Origin of the sequence: Duganella sacchari (assembly GCF_900143065.1) — a bacterium.
GTDB classification, from domain to species: Bacteria; Pseudomonadota; Gammaproteobacteria; order Burkholderiales; family Burkholderiaceae_D; genus Rugamonas; species Rugamonas sacchari.
On record NZ_FRCX01000010.1, the window covers coordinates 177726 to 203245 of the forward strand.

Sequence of the window (25520 nt, forward strand, 5' to 3'; positions counted from 1 at the left end):
AAGGTTGTCGACTTGTTAAAATTTATATCAATTTAACATGCCGAAACAAGGCTGGGCAAATTTCCGCCACCCTCCGCTAGTGCTTTGCGACGGAGGAACTCATGACGACAGCAGACGCAATTATCGCTTTGGAACTTGGCCATTACCGGCTGCGTGAGCAGATCGGTGGATCGGCGTACGGCATCATCTGGCGTGCCAGCGGGCCGCAGGCGACAAGTGATGTGGCGATCAAATTAATCAACCATGAGCAGATGGCGCGCGCCCTGCCGCCGCAGCGCGAACGCTGGACCACGAGCGCCAGCAATGAAATCGCATTCCTGCAGTCGCTGGAGCCATGGGACGAGCGCCATATCGTGCGCTTGCTGGACAGAGGCTGGCACGAAGGCCTGCCGGTACTGGCGCTGGAGCTGATGGGTTCCGATCTGGGCAGGCACATGATCGCGCTGAAGGGCCGCGGCGAAACCGTGCCGCTGCCGCAGGCCTTGGGCTGGATCGCGCAGATGAATCAGGCGCTGGCCAAAGTCCATCAATACGGCTGGCGATATCTGGACCTCAAACCCGCCAACGTTCTGGTAGATACACACCTGAACACCATCAAGCTGGCCGATTTCGGCACCAACCGCGAGTTAGGCAACCTGCAGGCGCACTCTTATGCCGGCACCGCCAACTGGCAGGCGCCCGAACAATTCTTCCCGACAGACGGCGGAGGCTACGCCACCAGCGCACGCAGCGACTATTTCTCGCTGGGCGCGATGCTGTATTTTCTCGTCACCAACGGCATGCCGCTGCGCTTCTGCGCGGACTGCGGACACGCGTACCGCGCCCACCACATTGCCGGCGCCGACCGGCTGCGCGGCATGAACGGCGGCGAGATTCCGGCGGCACTGCAGGCCGAAGAAGCAGACCGCTTTGCCGCCGCCATTCCAGCCGCCAGGCGCGATGCAGCACTGGAGCTGCTGCGTGCACTGCTGCATATCGATCCCTCCAAACGTCCGCGCCACGCCATTCAGATCAGCCGCATGCTGAACGCGATCCAGGGCCAAAAGCTGGCGCGCGGTGAATTTGACGCAGCCGATCCAGTCCACGGCATGCGCCGTCCGACAGCACTCAACGGCTGGCAGGCCATGCAGGGGGCATGATGGCAATTGCACTCACACGCGCGGCGCAGCCGCATCATCAGGCGCCGCACCCTACTCTGGCCAGCGCGGTTGCCCGCACCAGCGGTCTAGCATTCGTACTGGCCCTGCTGGCGGGACTGTGCGGCCTGCAGGCATTGGCCCTGCTACGCGCTCCGGCGGCATGGCTGCCGTCTGCGATTTCCGTCCACCTCAAGCCTGGCGACAGCGTCACCCTGGGGCAGCAGGAACTGGCAGCGCCACAAACTGATCGCAACCATTTGTCATTGCACCGCGATGCCGACGGCAGCTGGATGCTGCGTAACCTCAGCGCGTCCCGTCAGGTCATCGTGCAGCGCGACGGCGAAGAACAGCGCCTGGGCAGCATGCCGCTGGACGGCTTGCTGCACTTCCAGATCGATGGCGCAGTGTTTGACGTGCGCTCGGCCGATGCAAGCCACGTCGTGTTTACGCGCGACGGCCAGGAATGGCGTTACGACGGTGCGACCTTGTACCGCGACGGGCACGCCCAAGCCAATTGCCCAGAATCGCGGTTGGCCAGCAAGGCCTTATCCGCCTGGAACCGCATTGCGCCAATGCCGCTGACCATCGCGCGGCCATTGTCATTCGGCGGAAATCTCTACTGCGATAACCGCCTCGGACTCGATCAGGTCACACCCGGCGCAGCAACGGTTTCACGCATCAACGGCCGCTTGCAGCTATCGGCCGCCAATCCCGACGGCGACCGCGCTGCCGTCCTGCTCGGGGCGACGGATTTACGCAAGCAGGAAGCCACGCTGCAAGGCGTGAACGCGATCATGGTCGGCCATACGCGGTTTCAGCTTTCGGCAAGCGGCGACCAGCTCACACTGCAACCCAGCCGCCACATCAAGTTGTACAGCGAACCGGAACTGAAGCTGCCGGAGCAAATCAGCTGGCAATGGCAGCAGCGCGCACTGTGGAGTGGCCATGCCAGCGCAGTCTGGATCGCGCTGGGCGTGAGTATCGTCGCGTTGATCGTCAGCCTGCTCGCAAACCTCGGCAGCAGCGCGCTCCTGGCAGCAACAAGCATGCTGGCCGCCGGCGTGATCGCGCTGATTTCCCAACGCGCGGGCATGGCGCCCAGTGCTGCATGCTCGCTGCTGCTGGGCGCAGGCGCGCTCGCGATGTGGCTGATGCTGCCAGGCCGCTTAACACTCGCCACCGGTGCGGGCGTGGTGCTGCTGGCTGTTGGACTGCTCGCGCAACTGGAACTTGGACTGGGCGCGCCGGAATCCTCCTGGCTGCGCTACTACCAGAAGAGCGCAGCCATGCTGGCGATCGGTTCCGGCCTTGGCGGTTTGCTGCGCCTGTGGGCGCAATACCAGGCTGCGCGCAGCGCTCATTTACAGCAGCGTCTCATCGAGTGGCTGCTCGCCGCGCTGGCGGCCATCGCGCTGGCGGCGTTGGCCGCCCAGGTCCTGTGGGGCGATGAAACCGGCGTCTTCGACTTGCAGCCGGTGGAACTGGCCAAACTCGCGCTGACCGCCCTCACCGCCCACTGCCTGGCATTGCGCTTCAACTGGCATAACGGCCCGCAGCGGCTGGCCGATCACGGTACGCGCTGGCTGCAATTGATCGCGCCGGCGCTGCTGTTCCTCGCCCTGCTGGGCCTCGCACTGGTGCAGGTGGATGACTTCTCGCCGTTGATATTGCTGCTGGTCTGGAGCACCGGCATGGGACTGGCCTATGCGCTGGCTGCACGCAACCGCATCCTGGCTGCAGTGCTGTTCAGCGGCGCAGGCATGGCGATCGCCGCCATCGTCTACCTGCGCCTCGTCGGCACCGATGACCTGATACGCTGGGGCTTCTACGCCGACCGCTTCCTCGTCTGGCTGAATCCCGCCGAACATCCACACACAGGCCAGCAGTTGCTGCTCGGCGCACGCGCCATCGGCGAAGGCGGCTGGCTCGGCGCCGATCACTGGCTAGGCCTGCGCGCACTGGGCCAGTCGGCAGGGAACGTGGTGCAGATCCCCGCCGTGCAGGATGACTTTGCCGCCTCCTTCTTCCTCAACCGCCATGGCCTGCTGAGCGGCCTGCTGCTGTGGGCCGTACAAGCCGCCTTCCTGATCGGCGTGGTACTGACCGCATGGCAGGCCTACCGCAACGGCGCCAGCGCCCGCAACTTCCGTCAGGCCTGGCTGGGACGCTTCCGTTATTTCGCCCTGTGTGGCGGCGGCGCTTTCGTGCTGGGCCACTTCCTGCTGTCCTGGGGAACCAACCTGGCGATCTTCCCCATCATGGGGCAGCCCATGAGTTTTCTGTCGGCTGGTGGCAGCCACCTGCTGTTTTTCCTCTGCCCCCTGCTTACCTTCAGTGCGATATCTTCAGAAGGAGTTTGAATCATGCCGACCTATGTTCAACACGCTGTCCTTGGCCGCATTCCGGACGTGTTCAATGCCGAAGCGATCTGGCAGGCGCCTGGCCTGTCGCTGTTCTCGCGCCGTCCGCTGCTGCGCGACTTGCTGGAGCGCAGCCCGCGCGAGCACCGCGGCCGTGCCGCCACGCGCTGCTTTTCTCATGTGACGCTGGTGCTGCCGCAAGAGGAAGTTGACGACGACTACCATCTTACGCGTGGCGCCCGCGCCCGCGATCTGGCGCAGACGCTGATGACACTGCACCAAAAGGACTTCGGCGACCTGCTGGGCAGCGATCAGGTGCGCTACGACGTGGTCGGCAATACCTCGCTGGCGCCCGGCGAGATCGAAGTCAAATTTGGCCACGCTGTCTATCTGCCGGCGCCGGATGAAAAAATCCTGTACAACCTGAGCGTGTCGCGTGACAGCGCGATCTGGCATGCCGTGTGCCCGATCTATCCTGACCAGCGGCTGGCCTTGATCGGCGGCGAAGGGGGCGAAGCCAGCGCCGTGGCGCAAGGCTGGCCTTTCGGTCCCGATGCCGCCCTGCTGATCCTCAACGACGGCCCCGATGCGCCGCCCGTCGTGCAGATGCGTCCCAAAGACGCTTTCGACTGCCGTTACGATCCGCGCAGCGGTTACTACACCATCAAGTCGCTGCGCGAACCGCAAGGCGGACAGCGCCTGCTGCTGAAAATCGCGCGCACCTCCGCCCTTCCTGCGCGTTCCCGTCAGCTCACCGAAACCACCGAGGCGGCGCCAGTCAACGCCGCCAAACCAGCCGTGTGGCAAAGCCGTTCGCGCACCAGCGAGGCGCCAGCTGGCGCCGCACAAATCGACCTGACCGCCGTTCCCGCTGCGGCCAGCCATAAGCCCGCCAACCGCCCCGGCGAGAGCGATGCCACCTACGCTCCCGTATCGCAGCAGCGCGTGAGCCTGGTGGCGCTCGCCTTGCCGCGCCTGAGCCGCTACCGCGACACCGGTGCGCAAGCGATGGAACTGCCCTTCGACCGCGCGCTATCCCTCGCCAACGATGCACAAGCCGCCATCAGTCTCATCGTCGATGCCTCGGACAATCTGTATGCCTGCACGCCCGAAGGCAAACAGCGCGTGGAAGCACCGGCCATGTTTGCGCCTGTCGACACGCGCGCGCTGCGGCTGCTGCCTGCCGCTCCGGAGATGGCGGACCGCTATCGCGCGCTGGTCTGCCTCGCGCAGCCCATCAGCGCCGGTGTCGCCAGCGGCGCGCGCTTTACCTTCGGCCGCAGTTCGCCAATGCTGGCCGCCCTGCGGCTGCTGGATTCACCGCGTTTCCTCCAGCGCGCCGATGGCGCAGGCATCAGTGCGGACCGCATCGGCCTGTCGCGCAATGCTTTCAGCTTTGAAGCGGTGGCAAAGGGCTACACCATCGCCCGCCTGAGCGCCACGCAAGCGCTGTATCACCTGGACGACAAGCTGCAATTCGTCGCCAGCGTCGGTGATGCGCCCTACCTGCTGCCGCACGGCCATCATCTGGCCGCCGGCCATTACGTGCTGCGTTTCGAGGCCTGAGATGGATGCGGCCAGACTCTATGCCATCGCCGCGTTTGTCGCGGGGCTCATCATCACGCTGTTCCTGGCGGCGTATCTGACGCCACGCAGCTGGTGGCGCCGTCCCAACGCGCGCGCGCTGCTCATCATGGTGGTGGGCGCATGGGGATTTGGCAGCCTGATTCTGTACGCCACGCACGGCCCGGCGGCGGCAACCAACATCGCATCGACAGCGCCAGCGCCGCTCATCAGCGCTGCGGCGAACGCCGCACCCGCCAATGACGCCCCAACCGCCGGCCAGCCCTTCCACGTTCACCGCGACCTGAATCTGCGGGCTGCTCCAGGCGTCCATTCCGCCCGCGTGGCTACCGTGCAGGCAGGCGCCATCGTCACGCCCACCGGTGTGCATGACGGCGACTGGTGGCAAATCAAAACCATCATCAACGGCCGCGAGACCAGCGGCTGGGCCAGCAGCCTGTGGCTGCGCCGGAGCGGCGAATGACACACCTGGCCCCCACCACCGCCGCGCTTTCAGCTAAGCTGTGGCCTTTCGCACCTCGCGCTGCGGCGCCTGCCCCGATGACGCGCATCACCGACCATCTCGACTTCGGCCCCGGCCTCGATGTCGCTGCCCGCAGCGCGGCCAGCATCAGCAAACTGCAGGTGCCGGAAAATCAGGACAATCTGCTCATCATCGACACCGCCGGCCGCGCGGTCCTGCTGCTCGACCAGAAACCGCATGCCACCCAGCTGCCCGACTGGCCCGCAGGCCACGTGCGCCTGGCCGTCCTGGATGGCATGGGCGGCCACGGCCACGGACGCCAGGCTGCGGAAGCCGTCGCCACCGGCCTGCTGCGCATTCCCGCTTGCAGCACGCTGGAACAACTCGGCGCGCGCCTGGACCAGCTGCACCTCGACCTGCAGGCCCGCTTCAGCCACCCGGGCGATCATGACAGCTTCCGCCGCCCCGGCACCACACTCACGCTGCTGGAGATCCCGCCCGGCCAGCCGCCAATGCTGTTCCACGCCGGCGATTCGCGCCTGTACGAAATCACCGGACAACACGCGCGGCCCCTGACGATCGACCACGTCCCCGCCACCGCCTTTGCCATGCATGGCCTGCTGGGCGAACAGGAATGGTGGCAGCAGGTGCACGGCGAGCACCGCGCGCAGATCTCCCAGGCTTACATCCTCGGCAACGCCTTCGCCAATCCACAAGTCCTGGAAGATGGCCTGATGCCGCTGCACGCTGCCAATCTGCCGCCGTTCCTGCAGCAGTTGGCCGACCGCCGCGCCATCCAGGTCTGCGCCGACGCTACCTATCTGCTAGCGACCGACGGTTTCTGGGCTTGCGCCGATCCGCAGCCGTGGATAGAACGCTGGCCCTCGCTGCTGAACCAGCCGGCTGGCGCCGCACTCGACGCCCTGTTCACCGACTATGCGGCAAACCCGCCGCCGCAGCTCCACATCGACAATCTGAGCGCGATCGTGCTGCGTTTTTCCGCCGCCACGGCCGGCTGCAACGTTGACGAAACAGCACTACCTGTCGCACCAATGCCCGCGCATTTTTGATATGTGCACAGGGAGCCGCAAAAAGCTGCAAAAAGTCGTTGCAAAGTTTGCCAAACAGAGCGGAAACCGCATAAACTGACGGGTATCCCATCGGTCGGTTTGTCATGAAAAAATGCAGTAATGCCCAGCACCCGCATTGCACTTACTGGGTCTTGCCTGGAGCGCAAACTTGCGAAGGCGGTCACGCCCAAGCAGAGCCTTCCAGCTTTGACCTGCTGAGCGCCTTGCGCACTACCCGTGCCGCCTCCCCGGCCACGGCGCTGGATGCCGTCCCTGCTGCGCAAGCCGCCCCGTCCAACTACGCCAGGCCACTGCAACGCGCTCACGCCGAGCGCCCGCAATTGCACATCAGCGGCTTTGATCCACGCGCGGCCGGCGGCCGTCAGACGCTCAAGATGGAACTGCGCGGCATGCCGGACGCCTGCGCGCCGCAACTGACGCTGCAACTGCAATCCGACCTGATTCCCAACGGCGCTTCTCGCCAGCACTTCGTGCGCGCGGTCGGCGGCGAATGGCGCCCGGTGTTTGTCGAGTTCTCGTCGCGCGGCAAGGAGCATGGCCAGTACCAGATCAGCATTGAGCTGCTCAGCGAGCACACCGGTATGGCGGCGCGTAAATGGGTGTGCACCTTCGTCATCCTGGTGCCACGCCTGGATGCGACCCTGACCGAAATCCACCGCATCTTCCTCAGCACGCACAAAAACGTGCGCGTGATGGCGGATGACGCCTCCATCGCCCGCGTCAGCGCGCAAGGCGGCGACAGCCTGGATATCGACGTCACCGCCCGCAACGCGGGCATCGCCCATCTGGACCTGAATGCGCCAGCCGGTAAAGTGGACCTGGGCTTCTCCACCATCGCGTGGGATGAAGACCTGATTGAAATCGACATGCCGCAAGCTGCGGCGGTGCATCCGCATCCAAGCCAGGCCGCTTCGCTGGTCAATGCCGCGCCGGAAGCCGGTGCGCAGCGCCAGATCCGCCTGTTCGCAATGGACGACTGCGTCATCGGCCGTTTCGAACTGGTCGATCCGGAATCCGACGTGCTGCTGACCCACTACACCGCCGACGGCCAGGAAACCAATGGCCTGACGCGCCGGCTGTCGGGCCGCCATGCCATCATCCGCCGCTCGGGCCAGGGGTTTGAGATTGAAGACGTCTCGCGCTACGGCATCCTGCTGGATGGCGTGTGGCCGGGCAAGCACAAGCCGGCCGCGCTGCGCCTCGGCATGCGTATCGAATTCAGCGCGAGCATCAAAGGCATCGTGACCTTGTCGGTGTCGGCCATCATGCCGCATGGCGTGATCCTGCACCGCGTGGACCATGGCGCCAATGCAGAGAGCTTCTACCTGCTGGCGCCCAATACCCATCCGGGCTATCCGGTGAAGGCGTTTGCCGCCGCGCCCCATGCGGCTGCACTGCCGCTGCTGTTCCACCGCGACGGCGGCTTCTGGCATCTCGATCAGCTGACCGGCAAGGAAACCGCGCTGGCGCCGACCGTCTCGCTGGATAAGTTGAGCCGCGTGCCAGGCCACACCCGCTTCGCCAGCGATGCGTACCCGGAACACTGGATCATCCGCACCGGCGCCAACGACATCTACAGCACGGTGGCGGCGAACGCCATGTCCACCGCCTGAACCTTGCTTACGCTGCCGGTTTCTTCGGCGGCAGCGGAATCCACTCGGTTTCACCCGGCACTTGAGGGAAGCGTTGCGCCTCCCAGTCCTCGCCCGCCTGCACCACGCGCTCCTTGCGCGACGAGACGAAGTTCCAGTACATATAGCGATGGCCGTCCAGCGGCTCGCCGCCAATCACCACAAAGCGCGCATCGCTGCCGGCCTTGACCTGGCGTGTGTCCGCAGTGTTCAGCAGCGCCATGCTGTGCAGGGCCAGTGCGGCGCCATCCACTTCCAGCTCGCCGCTGATCGGATAGATGGCCGCTTCGGCGGGCAGGCCATCCAGCGCCAGTTGCGCACCGGCTTTCAGGGCCACGTCCAGGTACAGCGTCTGGCTGTAGGTTTGCACGGGCGAGGTCAGGCCGAAAGCGGAGCCGATCAGCACGCGCACATCGGCGCCATCCAGCTGCAATTCCGGAATGGCGTCGGATGGCGTATGGCAGAAGCCCGGTTCGTCCTCTTCATGCGCGGCCGGCAGCGCAGCCCACAGTTGCAGGCCGTGCGTGCGGTGCGGTACGCCGACCAGGTCTTTCGGCGTACGCTCGGAGTGAACGATGCCACGGCCGGCTGTCATCCAGTTGATGGCGCCCGGTTCAATGCGCTGGTAGGTCCCCAGGCTGTCGCGATGGTCCATCGCGCCTTCAAACAGATAGGTCACCGTGGCCAGGCCGATGTGCGGATGCGGACGCACGTCATGGTCGGCATCCACCGGCACATCCACCGGGCCGAAATGGTCGAAGAAAATGAAGGGACCGACTGCCTGCTTCACTGCGGACGGCAAATAGCGGCGCACCACAAAACCGCCGCCCAGGTCTTTCTCGTGGCCTTTCAGCAGATTCGAAATGGTCATGGCCTTATCCCAGTACGGTGGTCACTTCGGTGGTAACAGAAGTCATCAGCTTATGGATCGGGCACTTCTGCGCCGCGGCCAGCAGCTCCGCGCGCTGCGCCTCGGTCAGATCGCCGGTGACATGCAGGGTGGCGTTGAGGCGGTAGATGCCCTGGCGCTCTTCGCTGGCATCGCGCTCCATGCTGACCTCCACATGCTCCAGCGGGATGTTTTTGCGTTTTGCATACCAGACCACGGTCAGCGCTTTACAGGCGCTCAGCGCGGCGTCGTACAGGTCATGGGGCGATGGGCCGGCGTCGTTGCCGCCTTCCGCTTCCGAGCCGTCGGTGGAGATAATGTGATTGCGCACGTGGACGATGTGGCGCATCGGCAGGGATTGATCTCGCAGGGCTTTGATAGTCATTCGGTATTCCTTGTAGGCGGTGAATCAAGAACCCACAATGTACACCGAATGAGAGGCTTGTGCTTCTACTAAAAGGCTACGCGCCGACCAGCACCATCGAGAAATCCGCACCCGACTGGCGTAGCGCCTTGAGACGCGTATGTTCCGGATCGTTGTACCAGGCCTGCGCATATTCGGCCGATGGGAACTCGATCACCACCATCGCCTCCGGCAGCACTGGCGAGCCTTCCAGCGTTTGCGGCGCGGTTTTCGCCAACAGCTTGCCTCCATGCTTTGCGGTCAGTGCCGGCATATGCGCGCCGTACTCTTTTTGCCATTCCGTGTTGCGCAGGGTTACGTATCCGATTGCGTATGCTGCCATGATGAACCTCCTGTGATGTGTTTGAGGCTTCATTATCATCACAAGCCGATTCGACATAAATGGACTAGAATTTCACTCACTCCTAACAAATAGTTTCGAATATGAGCGACAAGCTACGCAGCATGGAAGTCTTCACGGCAGCGGCGACGGCAGGCAGCTTTGCGGCAGCGGCGGAAACGCTGGGCATCTCCGCCGTCATGGTGGGCAAGCACGTGCAAGCGCTGGAGCAGCATCTGGGCGCACGCCTCATCGAACGCAGCACCCGCCGCCAGACGCTCACCGAAATCGGCGCCGCTTACCTGGAGCGCTGCCACGACGTGCTGGCCAACGTGGCGGCGGCGGACCACGTGGCGGAAAACCTGCGCGCCGAACCACAGGGCAGCTTGCGCATCTCGGCACCGGCGACATATGGCGAACACAAACTCACGCCCGTCATTGCCGAGTACACCGCGCGTTATCCCAAGGTCAGTATCGATCTGGTGCTGAGCAACCGCGTGATCGACATGGCCGAAGAAGGCGTGGATGTCGCCATCCGCTCCGGCCCGGTTACCGACACCAGTCTGATAGCGCTGCCGCTGGCGCCGGGGCGCATATTGGCCGCTGCCAGTCCCGCGTATCTGAAGAAGCACGGCACGCCGCGCCATCCATCGGATCTGGTCAGGCACAACTGCCTGGTGTTCGCGGGGGCTAGCACCACCTGGCGCTTCCGGCGCGGCGAAGACCTGGTCGAAGTGAAGGCGCGCGGCACGCTGGTCAGCAATACCGGCGCCTCGCTGATGATGGCCGCGATTGCCGGCATGGGCGTGGTTGTCCAGGCGGATGCATTGATGGAGCCGGCCATCGCGCTCGGGCAGCTGGTACGACTGCTGCCGAAATGGGAGCTGCCGTCGCGCGCCATGCACATCCTGCGCCGTCCGGAAGCCCGCCCCAGCGCCAAGGTCCGCAGCTTTGTCGACTTCGCGCGGGAGCGCCTGAGCTAACCCAGGCGCTTACCATCGGCGGCTGCGTCCCGGCCGGCGCCGAACCAGCTTAACGGTCGTTTGCAGCGATCAGGCGGTAAACCACTGCGCCCAGCAGCGCGCCAATGATCGGTGCAACCCAGAACAACCACAACTGGCTGGTGGCCCAGCCGCCTACATACACCGCCACCGCCGTGCTGCGGGCCGGATTGACCGACGTATTCGTCACCGGAATGCTAATCAGGTGAATCAGGGTCAGGCACAGGCCAATTGGCAGCGGTGCGAAACCCTGCGGTGCACGCGCATCGGTGGCGCCCAGAATCACGATCAGGAACATCATGGTCATGACGACTTCGCACACCAGCGCCGCCGTCAGCGAGAAGCCGCCCGGCGAATGTTCGCCATAACCGTTGGAGGCAAAGCCGCCCGCCAGATCAAAGCCCGCTTTGCCGCTGGCGATCAGGTACAGCACGCCGCCGGCGACAATCCCGCCCAGCACTTGCGCCACAATGTAGGGCAGCAGTTTATTGGCCGGGAAGCGGCCACCTGCCCACAGGCCGATCGACACAGCCGGATTCAAATGGCAGCCAGAGATATGGCCAATGGCGTACGCCATGGTCAGCACGGTCAGGCCAAAGGCCAGCGACACCCCGGTAAAGCCGATACCCAGGCCAGGGAAAGCCGCCGCCAGAACGGCGCTGCCGCAACCACCCAATACCAGCCAGAACGTGCCAAAAAATTCTGCGCCATACGATTTCATCGTCTTCCTTTCAAAGTTAAAAAATGGCCTCACTGAGGCCTGTTCATTTTTGCGTTAAGCGCCGTAATAAACCCTTGGTCCAGTCCCTTTGCGCCCGGCGTTTGCTCCGCCAGCTTCACTTTCTTCCACGCGCTGGCGTAGTCGCCCGTGTAGAACAGCACTTTTGCGTAATCCATCTCAAAATCCATGTCGCCGGCAGCCCCCTGCGCGGCTTCCGCGAACAGCGTCAGCGACTGCTGCTCCCTGCCGCTGCCCGCTTCCACCACGGCCATGCCCCACAAGGCGACGGCATTCGACGAGTCGATCAACCATGCCTGATTGAAGCGCCGGATGGCGTCTTGCGGCTTGCCTTCGCGCAGAGCCGCCCAGCCACGCCCCGCGAGCTGGCCGGCCGCGGTTTTGCGGTCGCCTTTGTAGTACTGGTCTACCCCGGCAAGGAATGCGTCATCCGCGGCTTTCTGTGCAGCGGTCTTGGGGGCCAGTCCGTATTTAGGCTGTAAACTGAGATCATCAGCAGCGCATACGCTGTGCAAGCCGATTAGCATGAGGAAAACAATAAAGATCTGTCTGAACTGGTTTTTCATAGACTCCCCTGAAGTCAATCGCCCTGCGCTTTCCTGCAGAGCGCTGTACCTTGCCTCCGTTGAATAACGCTGCAAGAATATCAGCTGACAGATAAGCAAAATGCACAAATTGTCACCATTTCAAATGGATAAACAAGTTGAACTAAAATTAATGGAAGGCTGGCTGCGCGCGCGCTCGATCGCGCGTGGGTTGCCGCTGCCGGTGCCCGACCGCGGCGGCCTGCGGGTCGATACCGGGCTGCCGAACGAGCAGCGCCGCTACGTCTTTACCGGCCCGTCGCCAGCCATCACGGAGCTGGCGCGCGACATCAACGAGCCGCGCGTCTTCATCAAGATGTGCGGCACGGACGCGCGCCTGCTCTCGCTGGTCACGCCAAAATGGCGGATCCAGCCAGGCGCCTACCTGATGACCAAGGAAGCCGGCCGCAATCCGGTGCCGTCGCTGCCGCCGGGGTACTGGCTACAGCTGCAAACGCAGGATGGCATCACCACCGCGCGCATCTTCGCTGAAGACGACACGCTCGCGGCCAGCGGCTACGCGGCGGAATATGAGGGAGTGTTTGTGTACGACCGCATCACCACGGTGCCGGAACATCAGCATCAGGGTCTTGGCGCGGCGGTCATGGCGGCGCTGGGAACGGCGCAGCTGTCACAGGCCGCGCAGCGTGTGCTGGTCGCAACCGAAGCAGGCCGCGGGCTGTATTTGACGATAGGCTGGAGCGTGCGTTCGCACTACTCCACGGTGGCGATCACACCACCTTTTTAACGAATTCGGTCTTGAGGCTCATGGCGCCAAAGCCGTCGATTTTGCAGTCGATATCGTGGTCGGCATCGACCAGGCGGATGTTCTTCACCTTGGTGCCGACTTTGACCACGCCGCCGCCACCTTTGAGCTTCAGGTCCTTGATGACAGTGACCGTGTCGCCATCCTGCAAGACGTTGCCGACCGCATCGCGGTAAACGCGTGCGCCCTCTTCTGCGGCTGGCGCCGCACCCGCCGTCCACTCATGGGCGCACTCAGGGCAGACCAGCTGGGCGCCATCTTCGTAGGTATATTCGGAACTGCATTTAGGGCATGGTGGCAAGGCGCTCATCTTGAATCCTGACTCTCAAAGCCCGGCAGTATACCTTATGCAAGCTTGCGGGCGATGCGGAAGCCGACAATGTCATTTGCCAGCACCGCAGAAAAACCATTCCGCACCGCCGAACGCAGATAACGCGGGTTGTACAGCCACGAGCCGCCGCGCAGCACCCGCCGCGCAGCATCACCGCCCTCTTCCCAGGCGCTGCCGTCGACCGGCGCGCCGACGTAATTCTCATGCACCACGTCCTGCGTCCACTCCCACACGTTGCCGTGCATGTCGAACAGTCCCCACGGGTTGGGCTGATATGCGCCAACCTTGCTGGTGCCCTGCACGTAAGCGCCACGCTGGCCGCCGTTGTAGGTGTAATGGCCGTCGTAATTGGCCTGCTCGGTACTGATGGTATCGCCGAAGCTGAACGCGGTCTTGGTGCCAGCACGGCAGGCGTACTCCCATTCAGCTTCGGTTGGCAGCCGATACAGCTGGCCGGTTTTACCGGACAACCAGCGCAGATAAAGCTGAACGTCCATCCAGCTGACGCCGACCACAGGATGGTCGTCCGTCTGTTTAAAGCCCGGGTCCAGCCAGTCCGTATCCGATTGCGACTCCCAGCAGGTATCCTTGACGAAGCGCCGCCATTGGCCCACCGTCACGGGGAAGCGGCCCAGCGCAAACGAATGCTCGATGCCGACCCAGCGCAACGGCAGCTCGCGCTCCAGCCAGTTCTTCTGCGCGCCGGCCTTCACGGCCAGCGCCTGCTCGTGTTCGTGAGAGCCCATCTGAAACCGGCCCGTTGGAATCAGCACCAGGTCCGGCCCCACGCCGGTGCCATCGAGGAAGCGGTCGCGCAATATACCATTGGCATCCGCTACCGGGCTGGTGGGCGTCGGTATCATCACTGCCAGTTCAGCGGCATGGCGTTCCGCCTGCTGTTTGCGGTGGCGTTCCTGCTCCTGGCGATAGGCGGCTTCCGCCTTCAGCTGTGCAGCCTTGCGCTGCTGCTCCTCACGTTCTTCACGCGCTTTTTTTGCATCGGCATCGCGGCGCGCCTGCAGCTGTTCGCGCAGTACCTGCTTGCGTGCTTGCGAAGCGGCTTCCGCCTCGGCGCGCTGTTTGGCCTCCAGTGCGCGGCGCTGCTGATCCTGACGCTGCTTTTCGGCCGCAGCTGCCTGTATCTCGGCCTGCCGGCGCACCGCCAGCTCCAGCGCCTGCGTCTTGCGCTGCTCTTCGACTGCACGCGCCTGTTCGGCCTGGGCGGCCAGTTCCTTCTGGCGCTGCTGCGCGCGCGCGGCCTGCTCCAGCGCCTCCTGCTCCGCCTGCGCCGCCAGCTCCGCATCCGTCGGTCCGGCAGCGTTACGCAACGCCGCCAACAGTTCATTCACCGACGCCGGACGGCGCTCCTGCAGATAGGCGAAGCCTTCCTGCAGCACTTTCCACTGGCGTTCATTCAGGCCAGGTGGCGGCGACGGATGAAAGTCTGCGGGGCGCATGTCATCAAACGGCATGCGGCCTTCCAGCAGCTGGTAAATCATCACCGCAACGGCATACACGTCCAGCCTGGGCGCGGGTTGACGCTGATGGGTTCCCGCTTCCGGCGCGCGATAGCCGGCAGTGCCGGCGTTCGGCGTCTGCAAGCCAAGACTGCTGCCCGCACTGCGCGCACGGGAAGCGATGCCGAAGTCCAGCAGCTTGACCTCACCGCGCTGCGTGAGGAAGACGTTACCCGGCTTGATGTCGCGGTGAACCAGCTTGTGCTTGTCCCATGCGTATTGCAGCGCATCGCCGATGGGCGACAGCAGCCGGTACACCGATTCCAGCGGCAGCGGTCCCTGTTCGGCCAGATAGGCGTCCAGATCCTGGCCTTCCAGATACTCCATGATGATGAAGTAGCTGGACGTCGCCGGGTCCTGCGCCCATTCGTACACGCGGACGATATTTTCATGCGCCAGCTTGCGCGCCTGGGTCGCTTCCTCGATCAGCAGCTTGGCGTGGGTAGCGCTTTGCGTCAGCTGCGGCGGCAGGATCTTGAGGGCCACCAGCTCGCTGTGTCCCAGCTCCGCATGCGTGGCAAGGTCGGTCGCCAGCCACACCTGGCCCATGCCGCCCATGCCGATCAGACGCTCCAGCCGGTAGCGGCGATTCTGCGGACCGATCTCCTGGCCCGTCATCAGGCCTAGTTCCGTGCCCTGGCGCGTTGGCAGAACCACAGGCGCGGCGCTGCCTCCCGGCGGCGCATATTCCGCATCCAGGATAGCGTTTTTGCGACGGTCGAATTCTTGGAGACTCAACAAACCGTCATCATGTAAGGCCCGCAGTTCACGGATCTTGTCTCTTGCTGTCTGCATCGTTACTCAGTCAATTACTGCACGGGTGCGCCGCATTCGGCGCAAAACTTGTCATGTTCACGGCCTGCCGGCACCACATGGCCATTGGCGCAGCGGCGCACCGCAGGCGATGCGTGATGGTGATGCACCGGTGCGCCGGCCTGCGCCACGCCGACGCCCAACTGGCTCTGCGTATTCAGGGCACTGGCGCTGGCGGAATTCTGAATGTTCAACAGATCGATCTGATGACGGCGATCCTTGTCCAGCTCCGCATCGCGGTGCAAACGTTCTTCCAGCACGCGCTCATACGCCATGCGCGCGGCCTCCACCGGCGAGACGCCATGCTCCGCCGCCACCACCTGGGCCAGCGCCTGGATCTGCTCCGGCGTCATGCCACCCTGGATTTGCAGCTTCATGATCTGCGCCACGGCCTCCACATTCGACGGTGCGGCAACGGCGGCAATCGCGATGTCGCTCAGGCGCGTCATGGTTTCCATGCGGCGGATTTCATGGTCTTGCTGCGACTGCTGCACGCTGAACGCCGCTGCGCGCTCCTGCTCAAACTTGCGCAGCTCGTGCTGCCACGCGGCCTCCTGCTCCCGCTGTTTCAGAATCAGGCGCTGCTCGTCCACCGCCAGCTGGTCCAGCATTGCCTGCTTGGCGTTGGACTGGTTCTGGCGCGCATGGACGCCATCGGCTTCGATGGTGCGCAGCAGCTTTTCATACTGCGCCACCGCGTCAGCCTGCGCGCCCGCGCGCTTGAGATCTTCAATCTTCTGGTTGATCTCGGCCACCTGCACCGCGTTGCCCGCATCTTTGACAGCGTCTTCGCGCAGCAGCTCACGCTGACGGGCCAGCGCCAGCTGGTCTTCCCATTCCTGCACGCGCTCGGCCTCGCGGCGGCGGGCAGCATTGGCCATCGTCATGCCCTGAATCCGGGCCGCGTGCGCCTCTGCCTCAATTTGCAGTTCGCGCGCCTTCTCGTCCTTTTCGCGCTGGCGCAAGGCGGCCAGTTCGTTGCGGCGATGCGATTCGTCTTCGATCTGCAATGCCTGTGCAATCTGGTTCTCGATCGCCTGCTGGCGCAGCTGGTGCGACAGACGTTGCTGCGCCAGCTGCCGCTGTTCGGCGGCGGTCTGCTGCAGCACTTCCAGTTCGGTACGCATGCGGATCTGCGCCAGCTGGCGTACATGCTCCCAATCCGCCTGCTCGCCCTGGCGATGCGATTTATTGCGGGCCAGTTCATGTTCCAGGTCCGCCAGCACCGTACCTGCGCCTTTATCGACGGCGACCTTGCGTGTTTTGGATTCCATGACGCGGCTGTAAAGCTCCACCTCGCGCGTGCGCAAGGCCTGTACGCGTTCCGCCTCCTTCAGCGTCAGTTCGGCCTTGTTGACGCTGGCGTCCTGACGCAGCTCGGCGCGGCGGAAGTCGGAATGCATCTTCTGCTCTTCGCGCCAGATCGACTGCCACTCTTCCTCGCTGTAGATCTGGTCCAGCTGCTTCACATGCTCCAGCTGCACATGGCGCTCGTCCGCCACCAGCCACAACGTCCCGATGCGTTCCCGGTTGTGGTCAAATTTATCGTGGCGCAGGGCTGCGGTTTCCACGGCTTCGACAGCCAGGCCATAGCTGGCCAGGCGCAGTTTCAATGCCGCTTGCAGACGTTCATTCAATTGCAAACGCAGTTCCGCATTATTGGCCATCTCCCGCATCGAACGGCTGCCGACAAATTCCGCTGCCAGCTGGCGCACCGAAGGCTCCAGCAATTCGTGCAGATGCAGGGTACTCACCACACCCGGCACGGTCATGAAATGCTGCGCAAACGCAGGCACGTTTTCGATGCGGATGGCGACCGTGAAGCGGGCCGATATTTTCAGATGTTCCGCCGTGTACAGGTCGCTGAACACAAACTCCACCGGCAGCGGCAGGCTGCGGGTGATGAGGATTTCCGCATTCTGGTTGCGTAGCAGATGGTTCAGGCGCGTGAAGAAGCCTTCAATCTCGTATTCACCTTGCGGCACTTCGGTGGCTTTATCGGCCTGCAGGATGTAGGCACGCGTGGTGGCCGGTACGCGCAGCGTTTTGGTGAAGATGCCGGACAGCCTGCTGACGCCAAAATAGACGGCCAGCTCATTATCGCCGGGTATCCAGCGGTTGTCGCGCAGGACTGGCTCGCTGCGCGGAGCGCCCAGCGTCAGACCGCAGTGCTTGCAGTAGTCCGACTGGCCGTCGTTTTTGTGCTCGCACCGCGGGCATTTAACGCCGCCAAAACCAAACTTTTGGAACATGTCAGACTCCTTCTACGATTCATCTTCCGGGTCGCCCTGCGATCTGCCCGATTTTAGCAGGGCGCGCCCGATTTGCTTCTTGCGCACGGTTTAAATCATGCCGATCCTGTCGATGCAGGCCAGACTGGCGCCTTTTTGACGCAGTCCGGCCGCAAATCCGGGCGGCAGATGCTCTTGCCAGTCCCTGGGCAACAATACGCGGTCACCATTATTTACTTGATTGAATATTAAATCCAGCTTGGGTTCGCGGCCCTCTACCGTTTCGACCCGGCCCGCATGCCAGGCGCTGGAGCAGCCGGTGGCGATGATACGGCCTCGCGGCACAAACTCGCGTCCCCGCGCGAGACGGTCGGCCATGACCAGCGCCAGCTGATAAGAGCTGCCCTGAAAACGCGGCTGGCCGAAGCGGACCACGCTCCGCCAGCGGCTAAGTCCTTTACCGTCGAAGTGACGGGCGGCGGCCAGCGTCTGGCGGATTTCCTGCTGAGCAGCGAGATCCAGCCCGGGGGCGGCGATGCTGTCCTCCTCGGTGCCGGCGGGCGCTTCCAAAGGAAATACGCTGACCTCCAGCCAGCCCAGCGCATCGTTAATGCCGCCACTATGCAACGGGAACCAGGTGCGCACCGTGGAAACGGCGGCAGAGGGATCGGCATGGCCGCTCAATGCGCCCAGATGGGTGATCTGCAGTGTCTCCGCAGTGGTCACGGTACCCGCGACGCGGCCGAGATGCCAGGCGTCGGAGCTGCCCTGGGCGCTGGTGCGCGCCGATGGGCACAAGCCGCGCACCATGCGGTCTGCCAGCACGGCCGCCAGTTCCCAATCGCGTTCGCCGATGGCGGGCGTGATGTCCATACTCAGCACGACCTGGTCGCGGGTATCGAGGCGGACTTCGGTATGGCGCGCCAGGCGGACCACTTGCTGCATATGCTCTGCGATCGCCGGTGCATTCGGCACTGTGCATTTCACGTCCGCGCGGTTGGCGCGCGGACGGCGGCTGGCGGTGATGGTCAGTGTGCGGCCATCCGTCAGCAGGCTGCGGCATTCGGCATTGGTCGGCACGGTGCTGGTCGAAATCGTGGTCATAGCGATGGCTCCGTGCGTGGTGGCTGCGCCAGGCGGCGCAGGGACAGGCCGGTTTCCATGTTGGCGCAGATGCGGTCTGCGTCGTCCAGCAATGCCGGCCACTGTTCCTGGCCTGCCAATTGAAGACGCGCCAGCAAGGCCCAGGCCTCATCCAGCGCGTCCTGCGCGACCAGTGCCTGGACGCTGCGGCGGGCCTGGTCTTCGGTCGGCAATGGCTGATCGGGCGCAGCCCAGGCCAGTGCCGGCATGGTGTTGACGTTGAGCGCGGCCATGCGCAGGCGTAGCAGCAAGGCCTGATGCTGGGGGAAGGCGCCGTCAGGAAGTGTGAGCAGACGCAGTTCCGAACTCAGTGGCGGCAGCTCAAGGAACAGGCGCCGCAAGGCGCGCGCATCCTGCTGCGCCGTGGATGCCTGCTGTGACGTGGATGCCTGCGGCGTGCGCAACTCCCTTTGCCGCAGCTCCGCAACAGGAACCGAAGGGAGCACAATGGTTGCAGCGGCCTGGCGCGCGCGCGCCTGCAAGGTGGTAGCGTAGTCAATCTGCTCACCGAGATCCACCGGCACGCAATCGTCCACTGTCACGCCGTAGCGCATGTACATCAGCTGATTCAGACCCGCGCGGAAGGCGTGCCACTCTTCTACCGACGTGCATGGCGGCAGGTCCAGCGCTCCCTGCGCCAGCTCCGCCTGCAGCGCCAGTTCAGCGGAGCTGGCAAAGTCCGCCAGCGCCAGACGCCCTGCCGTCTCGCTATACAAAAACAGATCAAAGCGCTGCTGCGACACACGCGGATTGGCCGCGTCCACCACGAAACGCATCCGCAGCCCCCATTCCGGCGCGGACGCAAAAGGAATCAGATCCACCGTGTACGGTCCGGGATCAAAACAGAATACAGTCTCGCCCTGATCACAAGCCACCTTGCCCGCCGCCAGTCGCCGCGCATGCCCTGCCGCATTGAATATCACCAGCGTGCTGCCGGATGGCGCAAGATCGCCACTATCGAGCCGCAGCGCGATCAAAGTCTCCCCCAGACCGCCGGTGTCGGCGGCCGGTTTGCGGCGACGGCTGAAAATTCCCATGATCTAAGGTGCTACCGGTTCAACCGCAAAGCTGGCGCCATACAGCTGGAAATGCGCAGCAGGCGCTGTCGCAAACGGCCAGGCGCGTTCGCATTCACCATCGGCGTCCAGGCGGCCTTGCAGCACAATCGCACCGCCGCCATCGATGACACGCAACTGCGGCTGCTCGCGCAGCAGACGCGCGGCAAACGGCGCCTCCGCCGACAAGCCCAGTATCACCTGCCAGCCCCCGTCCTGCGGCAGAAAGTGCAGCGTCCAGCAGCCATCATCCGTCACCAGCGACTCCAGCGCTTCGGTGGTGGCGGCGGCGCGCAGCATGCCGGTGCTGCCGCTCCACACGGGATCATTGGCCGCAACCGCCACTGGCGTCACCTCGGCGGCATGCCGCGCCAGCGACAACTGGCGAAAACGGCGCAAGGTCAGCGGCGAGGCGGACAACGCCGCGCGCTCATTCGGCGTGAGCGGCCGCGTACCGTCCAGCGCCGCCAGCAAGGTGGCATCGGCCAGCATCAGCCGGTCGCCTGCAACAGCGCGCGACAACAGCATGCGCTCACGCACGCGCGCGTCGAGATCATCTTGTGCTGAATTCAATTCGTTCTCCTTCATTGCGCCGCTGCGGCGTTGGCCGCATACAGTTTATCTATTGCTTCATTGCGGCGCTTGCGCAGCGTCGGCATCGAAATCTGGTCCAGCGCCGCCAGCTGCTGCAAGGTTGGCAGCTCGCCGGTGACGGGATCCAGCCAGGCGTCCGGGTAGGTATCGTCGGCTGGGCCGAGCAGCTTGTGGTACACCGCCAGCCGGATCGGCAGCGATTCCTCGCGCAGCATACGCACGGTCCAGCTGCCAGCTTCCTGCGCCGACCGCGCCAATTCAAGATAGCGGAGGGGTAGAGAAAGCTCACCGGCACGCGACTGCTCCGCCGCCAGCTCCGGCCCGCTGACGGCCGGGCCTTGGTCCACCACGGCTTCCACCGGCTCGGCTTCATCGTCCTCCGCCACCAGTTCGGGCGGCGGCACGATGCGGTCGTCGTCCGGCTGGCGGCCTTCGGCTTCGGCGAGTTCCGATTCGCTCATCACACGCCAGTAGTCCTCGAGCCACAGCGCGGCCTCGCCAGCCTCGGTCTGCCATTCTTCGATGCTGTCCATATTGGCCGACAGCTCCTCATAATCGCCGATTTCCGTGAGCAGCGACGCAATCTTGCCCGGACTGTTTTTCAGGCTGGCGAAGCGCTTGGACCGGGTATGCAGCGGGCCTGGCGAGCCGGCAAACTGCTCCTGCGACGCGCTCCAGCGGATGACCCACTCGGCCTTGCAGCCGCTGATGGACTTCAGCTGGCGCACCTCGATCGGCGTGCCGGCGAGTTCACGGCCCAGTATCGCCGCCACGCGCGCCGCGTTCAGCTCCCATGCGGCAAACAGGCCGGCGATCTCGCGGTACGCGGTGTCCAGCATGCGATAGGTATAGATTTTGTTGGGCGAGCAGTCGCGCCCTGTGGCGACGATGTAATTGTCGGCATCGACCTTGTCGCGCAAGGTGGCGTACATATCGTTGACCTTTTTGCGCAGCACACCCTCGGCCGCCGGATCATCCCAGAACGCACCGCTGCGCGCATGCTCGCTGGCCATGGCAGCGGCAAACGCCGCCCAGTAGGCCGGCTGCGCCTGCAATTCATACAGCAGGCCGAGCGACAGTTCGTAGACGCTTTCGCCGTAGCTGTTGCCCTCCGCCTCGCCGCGCGCGCTGCGGGCATAGCCGTGCAAAGACGCCGCTACCGCATCGGTATAGGCGTCCAGCAGCGCTCCGTGCTGCCCGGGTTCGAGCATCTGGTGCATCTCAATCTGCCGGAACGCCTGCAATGAGCAAAGTCCCAGCAGCTTGCGCACTTGTTCCCAGCCATGCTCCTGATAGCGGGTTCCTGGCAAGCGCATAAAATCCTGTAAGTGATGGTTAAAATTCTGTTTTCTCAAGGATGCCATAAACGGACCGATTTCATTATTCCGTTTACAAGGCTATTTCCCCTTCTGTTCAGTGTTCTGGGTCGCCAGGGTGGACAGGATGGCGGCAACCACGGGGGCGGCATGCTCGCCGCCCGTGGCGTCGGAATGGCTGACAAAGGCAGCCATCGCCAGCCGGTGCGTCTGTCCCGGCAGGCTGCCAGCTTCGAGCCAGCCCGTGAACCAGACCGTGGCAGTGTCTTCGCCACTGGGCGCGGTGCCGGTTTTGCCATACAGGCCCGGACGCACCTTCCCCAGTGCCGCGCTGCGGAATGCGCCGGCGCCGGTGCCCACATCCACCACGCCTTTCATGCCGGCCTTGATGCGGTCCAGGCGGATGCCGAGCGGCGGCGCGGCTGGTGTCACGCTGTCCTGCCGTCCCAGCGTCAACATCATGCGGGGCGTGACGACGCGTCCCTGCCCGACAGCGGCGGAGGCCAGCGCCATTTGCAGCGGCGTGACCTGCATGCGCAAGCCAATCGCCATCTGACGCAGTTCGTGACGGGTGTGGATGGGGTCCATATGCGCGGGCGTCGCTTGCAGCGCGTCCCAGTTGCGCCAGTTGAAATCGGCGGGCAACAGGCCGCCATCCAGGCGCAGCGACTGTTCAAAGCCGAGGCGATGGGCTGCCGCCACGATGGGACGGATGCTATCCAGCGCATCGGCATCCAGCGCCTGCAGGTCGGGTGCACCGCCATCCGGACGGCCAAACAGGCTGCGGTCACTGAGTTCGCTGGACCAGGCAAACCAGGTATTCAGGCTGTAGGTCAGCGCTTGCGCCAGTCCGAGGCGCCCTTCCTGTGCACGGCGGTCCAGACTTTGTTCGCGGTAGTTGGTGATGTGCGCCAGGCGCGGATTGAGCGGATAGCTGGCGGCATCGGTCTGGAAACCATAACCGCGCTGCGCTGCCAGACGATTAATCGCGGGCAGCGGCATACCGCCCAGCAGCGCATCAATCTGGGGATCGCTTTGCGCCGCGATCTCCAGCCCCAGTGCGCTGACCACCTTGAAGGTGGAGCCAGGGCTTTGATGTGCGCCGCCATCATGCTGCAAGGCCGGCAGCCGCAGCGGGCTGCGCGCGGGACTGGTGCGGTCGAAGTCGCGCACTTCGGCCCAGTTGGCGCTGGTGACTGCGCCGGCGCCCATCCCCGCCGCGGCAAGGATGTCGCCCGTTTCAGTATCGAGGATGACCAGGCCGGCATGGCGGCCTTCGGGCGCCGGCTGGGCGCCGCTGCACTTGCCGCCGTCCCAGCGGCCACGGTGCATGGCCACGCAATCCAGCACGCGCTGGCTCAGTGCCTGTAGCGGCAGGTCCAGCGTCAGCTTCGCGCTGACGGCGCCATCGGCGGCAGGCAGGCGGCTCAGCATTCCCGCAACGCTGTTGGCATGTTCGGGATCGAGTCCCAGCAGTGGCGCCAGTCCGGCATCGATGGCGGCATCGGTCGGCGCACCGTCGGTCCATAGCGCCGTGCCATTGCGATCCGCCAGTTGCACCGGCGACGGCGCCGCGCCGCGCGCAGCAGTGTTGTCGCTTTGCGCCAATGGCTGCCAGACCAGGCGCCCGCCAGCGACGCGCAGGTGGCGGTATTTCTGGTCTTCCGGTGCGCTGAAGTCCAGTGGCTGAACATCCAGTTGCACACTGCGGGCGCCCGCCTGTAGCGTCAGATTGAGTTGCTGGACATCGGCGGTATTTGCACAGGCGCGGCCAGTGCAGGCCGGGATGAACTGCGCGCCGGCGCCGATGATGCCGCTGCCGACACGGCCCGCGACCAGCATCTGCAGCTGTTCGCCACCGTTGGCCGCGCGCGGCAAAGCCAGCGTCAGGTGCACGACCGGACGGCCGTTCCCTTCTCCCGCCTGCGGCCAGCGGGCGACGCGCGTCCACGGCTGCCAGCCCTGTGGCAGCGACGCAAACAGGCGCGATGCGGACACCGGCATCTGGCTGGTGGTCGCCACCATGACCGGCGCGCTGCCATTGGCGCTGCTGCCGGTGCTGGCCGTCCAGTCCAGTGACAGTCCCGCCGGGGCCTTGATGCGCCAGGCCAGCAAACGGCGCTCGCTATTGTAGATATCGACCTGCTGGCGCACGTAAGCGCCGTCGGCCTGGTAATACAGGCGCTTGAACAGTTTATGTGTCGCAGGGCCAGGCTGGATCTGTTTCCAGCTCTGGAGTTCCGCCACGCGCTCGGTGGCACCGGCGGCCTGCCATTGCGGCAGATCGCGCGGAGCAAGTTCGATGGCGCCATTTGCCGTCAGCCGGATCAGACCTCTCGCTTGCAATTCGTCGAACAGGGATTGGTCTTCCAGCGCGCCAGCTGCTGCCTGCGGCACCTGGTAGGAGCCAGGCGCCAGATAACTGCTCACCGCGCGGCCGCGCGCGGGGAAGGCAGCCACCAGTGCAGGTGCAGGCGTCTCCGGCGATGCGCCCGGACGATACATCTGCACCAGCAGTTCGCCTGCCTGCGGGCACATGGCATTGCTGCGGCGTTCGATGCGCAAGGCCGAATCACGGCCCCACAACAACCAGCCTTGCTGGCGCAGCGCGACCTGCCCGGACGCGCCCTGCTCGATCTGACCGAGGCTGGCGTCACTGAGCCAGCGCGCCTCACCCTGCCTGGTGCGCCATCTCAGTTGCAGCGGCTCGCTCAGCGGATCGGTAAAGTCAGCGCGTGCGACGCCCTCCACCTGCACTTCCGGCATGGCGTCCGCTCCCGTGCTGCGGTCAGCCACCAGCAGCACGTTGTGCAGCGAGATTTGCACATTGGCGTCCTGGCTGCGCGCGACCCAGCGCTTCACATCATCGAAGCGGTAGCCAAGGCGCAGTGGCTGCAAGCGTTTGTCGCCCGGGCTGCGCAACTGGCTGCACAAGTCCACCCGTACAGGTGGCGAGGCCTGTACGCCGGCGGCAATCAGCAAGGCGCCGGCAGGATGCAGGCTGGCGCTGATGGCTGCCCGCTCAGGCACGGTGAAGGCGACGCCGGGCAAGGTCGCTTGATAGGCGTTCGCTGCACGCACATTGGCGGCGGATTGCGGCGTGCTCGCCGTAGCCGCCGTCAGATGCCGCGCATGGCCGGCGATCAGCGCGCCGCCGCCGGCCACCACACAGAACGCCGCCAGCGAAATCCACGCCGTACGCGCCGGGATGATATGCGGCGCCACTTCTCCGCGCGACGGCACCAGCTTCATGCGGGGATGACGCTGGGCGGCACGCAGGTTGACGGCCCGCCGGCGGCTGCGGCGACGGTCGCGCCAGGCTTGCAAGAACTGATGGAAGAATCGCGGCATATGCCCCTCATGCAGGTGGTCTGTCTCTGGCTTTGCTTAGCAGAGGGGCAAGGAAAAACCTGCCTTCTATCGCACGAAAATGCATTTTGGCCCGTCAAAACCGCGTCTCGTCGCATTCCGGTGGTGACTGGACGGGCCTTTACGTAAAGTGAGCACATCGAAACTCACTTTAACCACCG

General features: G+C 64.4%; 21 protein-coding genes. 8 read left to right on the top strand and 13 right to left on the bottom strand.

What is annotated here, in order from left to right; genetic code table 11:
- The first annotated feature begins 101 nt into the window (after positions 1–101).
- From BUA36_RS21990 to BUA36_RS22015, 6 genes are all read left to right on the top strand, one after another.
- Positions 102–1139, top strand: a complete 1038-nt coding sequence (locus BUA36_RS21990) for a protein kinase domain-containing protein (protein WP_072787464.1) — start codon at positions 102–104, stop codon at positions 1137–1139.
- On the top strand, positions 1136–3499 hold the full coding sequence (locus tag BUA36_RS21995; protein WP_072787465.1) for an FtsW/RodA/SpoVE family cell cycle protein: 2364 nt from the start codon (positions 1136–1138) through the stop codon (positions 3497–3499). The genes BUA36_RS21990 and BUA36_RS21995 overlap by 4 nt, the downstream gene beginning before the upstream one ends.
- A gap of 3 nt (positions 3500–3502) precedes the next feature.
- Positions 3503–5065, top strand: a complete 1563-nt coding sequence (locus BUA36_RS22000) for a hypothetical protein (protein ID WP_072787466.1) — start codon at positions 3503–3505, stop codon at positions 5063–5065.
- 1 nt (position 5066) lies between these two features.
- Complete coding sequence (locus BUA36_RS22005; RefSeq protein WP_072787467.1) at positions 5067–5546, top strand: SH3 domain-containing protein; 480 nt, start codon at positions 5067–5069, stop codon at positions 5544–5546.
- A complete protein-coding gene (locus tag BUA36_RS22010) occupies positions 5543–6616 on the top strand; it encodes a PP2C family protein-serine/threonine phosphatase (protein ID WP_229255781.1) in 1074 nt (357 codons plus the stop codon). The genes BUA36_RS22005 and BUA36_RS22010 overlap by 4 nt, the downstream gene beginning before the upstream one ends.
- A 104-nt stretch (positions 6617–6720) precedes the next feature.
- Positions 6721–8250 (top strand): FHA domain-containing protein, encoded by a 1530-nt coding sequence (locus BUA36_RS22015; RefSeq protein ID WP_072787469.1) that lies wholly within the window; start codon positions 6721–6723, stop codon positions 8248–8250.
- Between the two features lie 7 nt (positions 8251–8257).
- On the opposite strand, the gene BUA36_RS22020 is transcribed toward BUA36_RS22015, so the two are convergent.
- The 3 genes from BUA36_RS22020 to BUA36_RS22030 all read right to left on the bottom strand — a co-directional run bounded on the left by BUA36_RS22020 (position 8258) and on the right by BUA36_RS22030 (position 9903).
- Positions 8258–9139, bottom strand: coding sequence for a pirin family protein (locus BUA36_RS22020; protein WP_072787470.1), 882 nt, complete (start codon positions 9137–9139; stop codon positions 8258–8260).
- Positions 9140–9143: 4 nt separating this feature from the next.
- Positions 9144–9542 carry an OsmC family protein gene (locus tag BUA36_RS22025; RefSeq protein WP_072787471.1) on the bottom strand — a complete coding sequence of 133 codons (399 nt, stop codon included), beginning with the start codon at positions 9540–9542 and terminating at the stop codon, positions 9144–9146.
- A 76-nt stretch (positions 9543–9618) separates the two neighbouring features.
- Complete coding sequence (locus BUA36_RS22030; protein WP_072787472.1) at positions 9619–9903, bottom strand: DUF1330 domain-containing protein; 285 nt, start codon at positions 9901–9903, stop codon at positions 9619–9621.
- A gap of 101 nt (positions 9904–10004) precedes the next feature.
- Here BUA36_RS22030 and BUA36_RS22035 point away from each other — a divergent pair, with 101 nt between their 5' ends.
- Positions 10005–10883, top strand: coding sequence for a LysR substrate-binding domain-containing protein (locus BUA36_RS22035; protein ID WP_072787473.1), 879 nt, complete (start codon positions 10005–10007; stop codon positions 10881–10883).
- A 49-nt stretch (positions 10884–10932) separates the two neighbouring features.
- On the opposite strand, the gene aqpZ is transcribed toward BUA36_RS22035, so the two are convergent.
- Positions 10933–11622 carry an aquaporin Z gene (aqpZ, locus tag BUA36_RS22040; protein WP_072787474.1) on the bottom strand — a complete coding sequence of 230 codons (690 nt, stop codon included), beginning with the start codon at positions 11620–11622 and terminating at the stop codon, positions 10933–10935.
- A gap of 29 nt (positions 11623–11651) precedes the next feature.
- Positions 11652–12206 carry a hypothetical protein gene (locus BUA36_RS22045; RefSeq protein WP_072787475.1) on the bottom strand — a complete coding sequence of 185 codons (555 nt, stop codon included), beginning with the start codon at positions 12204–12206 and terminating at the stop codon, positions 11652–11654.
- Positions 12207–12330: 124 nt separating this feature from the next.
- Between BUA36_RS22045 and BUA36_RS22050 the strand changes: the two genes are divergently transcribed.
- Positions 12331–12972 (top strand): GNAT family N-acetyltransferase, encoded by a 642-nt coding sequence (locus tag BUA36_RS22050; RefSeq protein WP_072787476.1) that lies wholly within the window; start codon positions 12331–12333, stop codon positions 12970–12972.
- On the opposite strand, the gene BUA36_RS22055 is transcribed toward BUA36_RS22050, so the two are convergent.
- The 8 genes from BUA36_RS22055 to BUA36_RS22090 form a co-directional block, all read right to left on the bottom strand.
- Positions 12956–13300 (bottom strand): zinc ribbon domain-containing protein YjdM, encoded by a 345-nt coding sequence (locus tag BUA36_RS22055; protein ID WP_072787477.1) that lies wholly within the window; start codon positions 13298–13300, stop codon positions 12956–12958. The two genes, BUA36_RS22050 and BUA36_RS22055, sit on opposite strands and share 17 nt — an antisense overlap.
- 35 nt (positions 13301–13335) lie before the next feature.
- Entirely contained in the window at positions 13336–15633 is a 2298-nt protein-coding gene (locus BUA36_RS22060) for a bifunctional serine/threonine-protein kinase/formylglycine-generating enzyme family protein (protein ID WP_072787478.1), read from the bottom strand.
- A 14-nt stretch (positions 15634–15647) separates the two neighbouring features.
- Complete coding sequence (locus tag BUA36_RS22065; RefSeq protein ID WP_072787479.1) at positions 15648–17903, bottom strand: coiled-coil domain-containing protein; 2256 nt, start codon at positions 17901–17903, stop codon at positions 15648–15650.
- Positions 17904–17993: 90 nt separating this feature from the next.
- The gene (locus tag BUA36_RS22070; protein ID WP_072787480.1) at positions 17994–18986 is read right to left on the bottom strand and encodes a hypothetical protein; all 993 of its coding nucleotides are present in this window, start codon (positions 18984–18986) and stop codon (positions 17994–17996) included.
- Positions 18983–20062, bottom strand: coding sequence for a hypothetical protein (locus BUA36_RS22075; protein WP_072787481.1), 1080 nt, complete (start codon positions 20060–20062; stop codon positions 18983–18985). Before BUA36_RS22075 ends, BUA36_RS22070 begins: the two co-directional genes overlap by 4 nt.
- Positions 20063–20065: 3 nt before the next feature.
- Positions 20066–20653: a hypothetical protein gene (locus BUA36_RS22080; RefSeq protein WP_307188244.1), complete on the bottom strand. Its 588-nt coding sequence runs from the start codon at positions 20651–20653 to the stop codon at positions 20066–20068.
- 11 nt (positions 20654–20664) lie between these two features.
- On the bottom strand, positions 20665–21990 hold the full coding sequence (locus tag BUA36_RS22085; RefSeq protein WP_072787483.1) for a hypothetical protein: 1326 nt from the start codon (positions 21988–21990) through the stop codon (positions 20665–20667).
- An 81-nt stretch (positions 21991–22071) separates the two neighbouring features.
- A complete protein-coding gene (locus BUA36_RS22090) occupies positions 22072–25341 on the bottom strand; it encodes a penicillin-binding transpeptidase domain-containing protein (protein ID WP_072787484.1) in 3270 nt (1089 codons plus the stop codon).
- Positions 25342–25520: the final 179 nt, after the last annotated feature.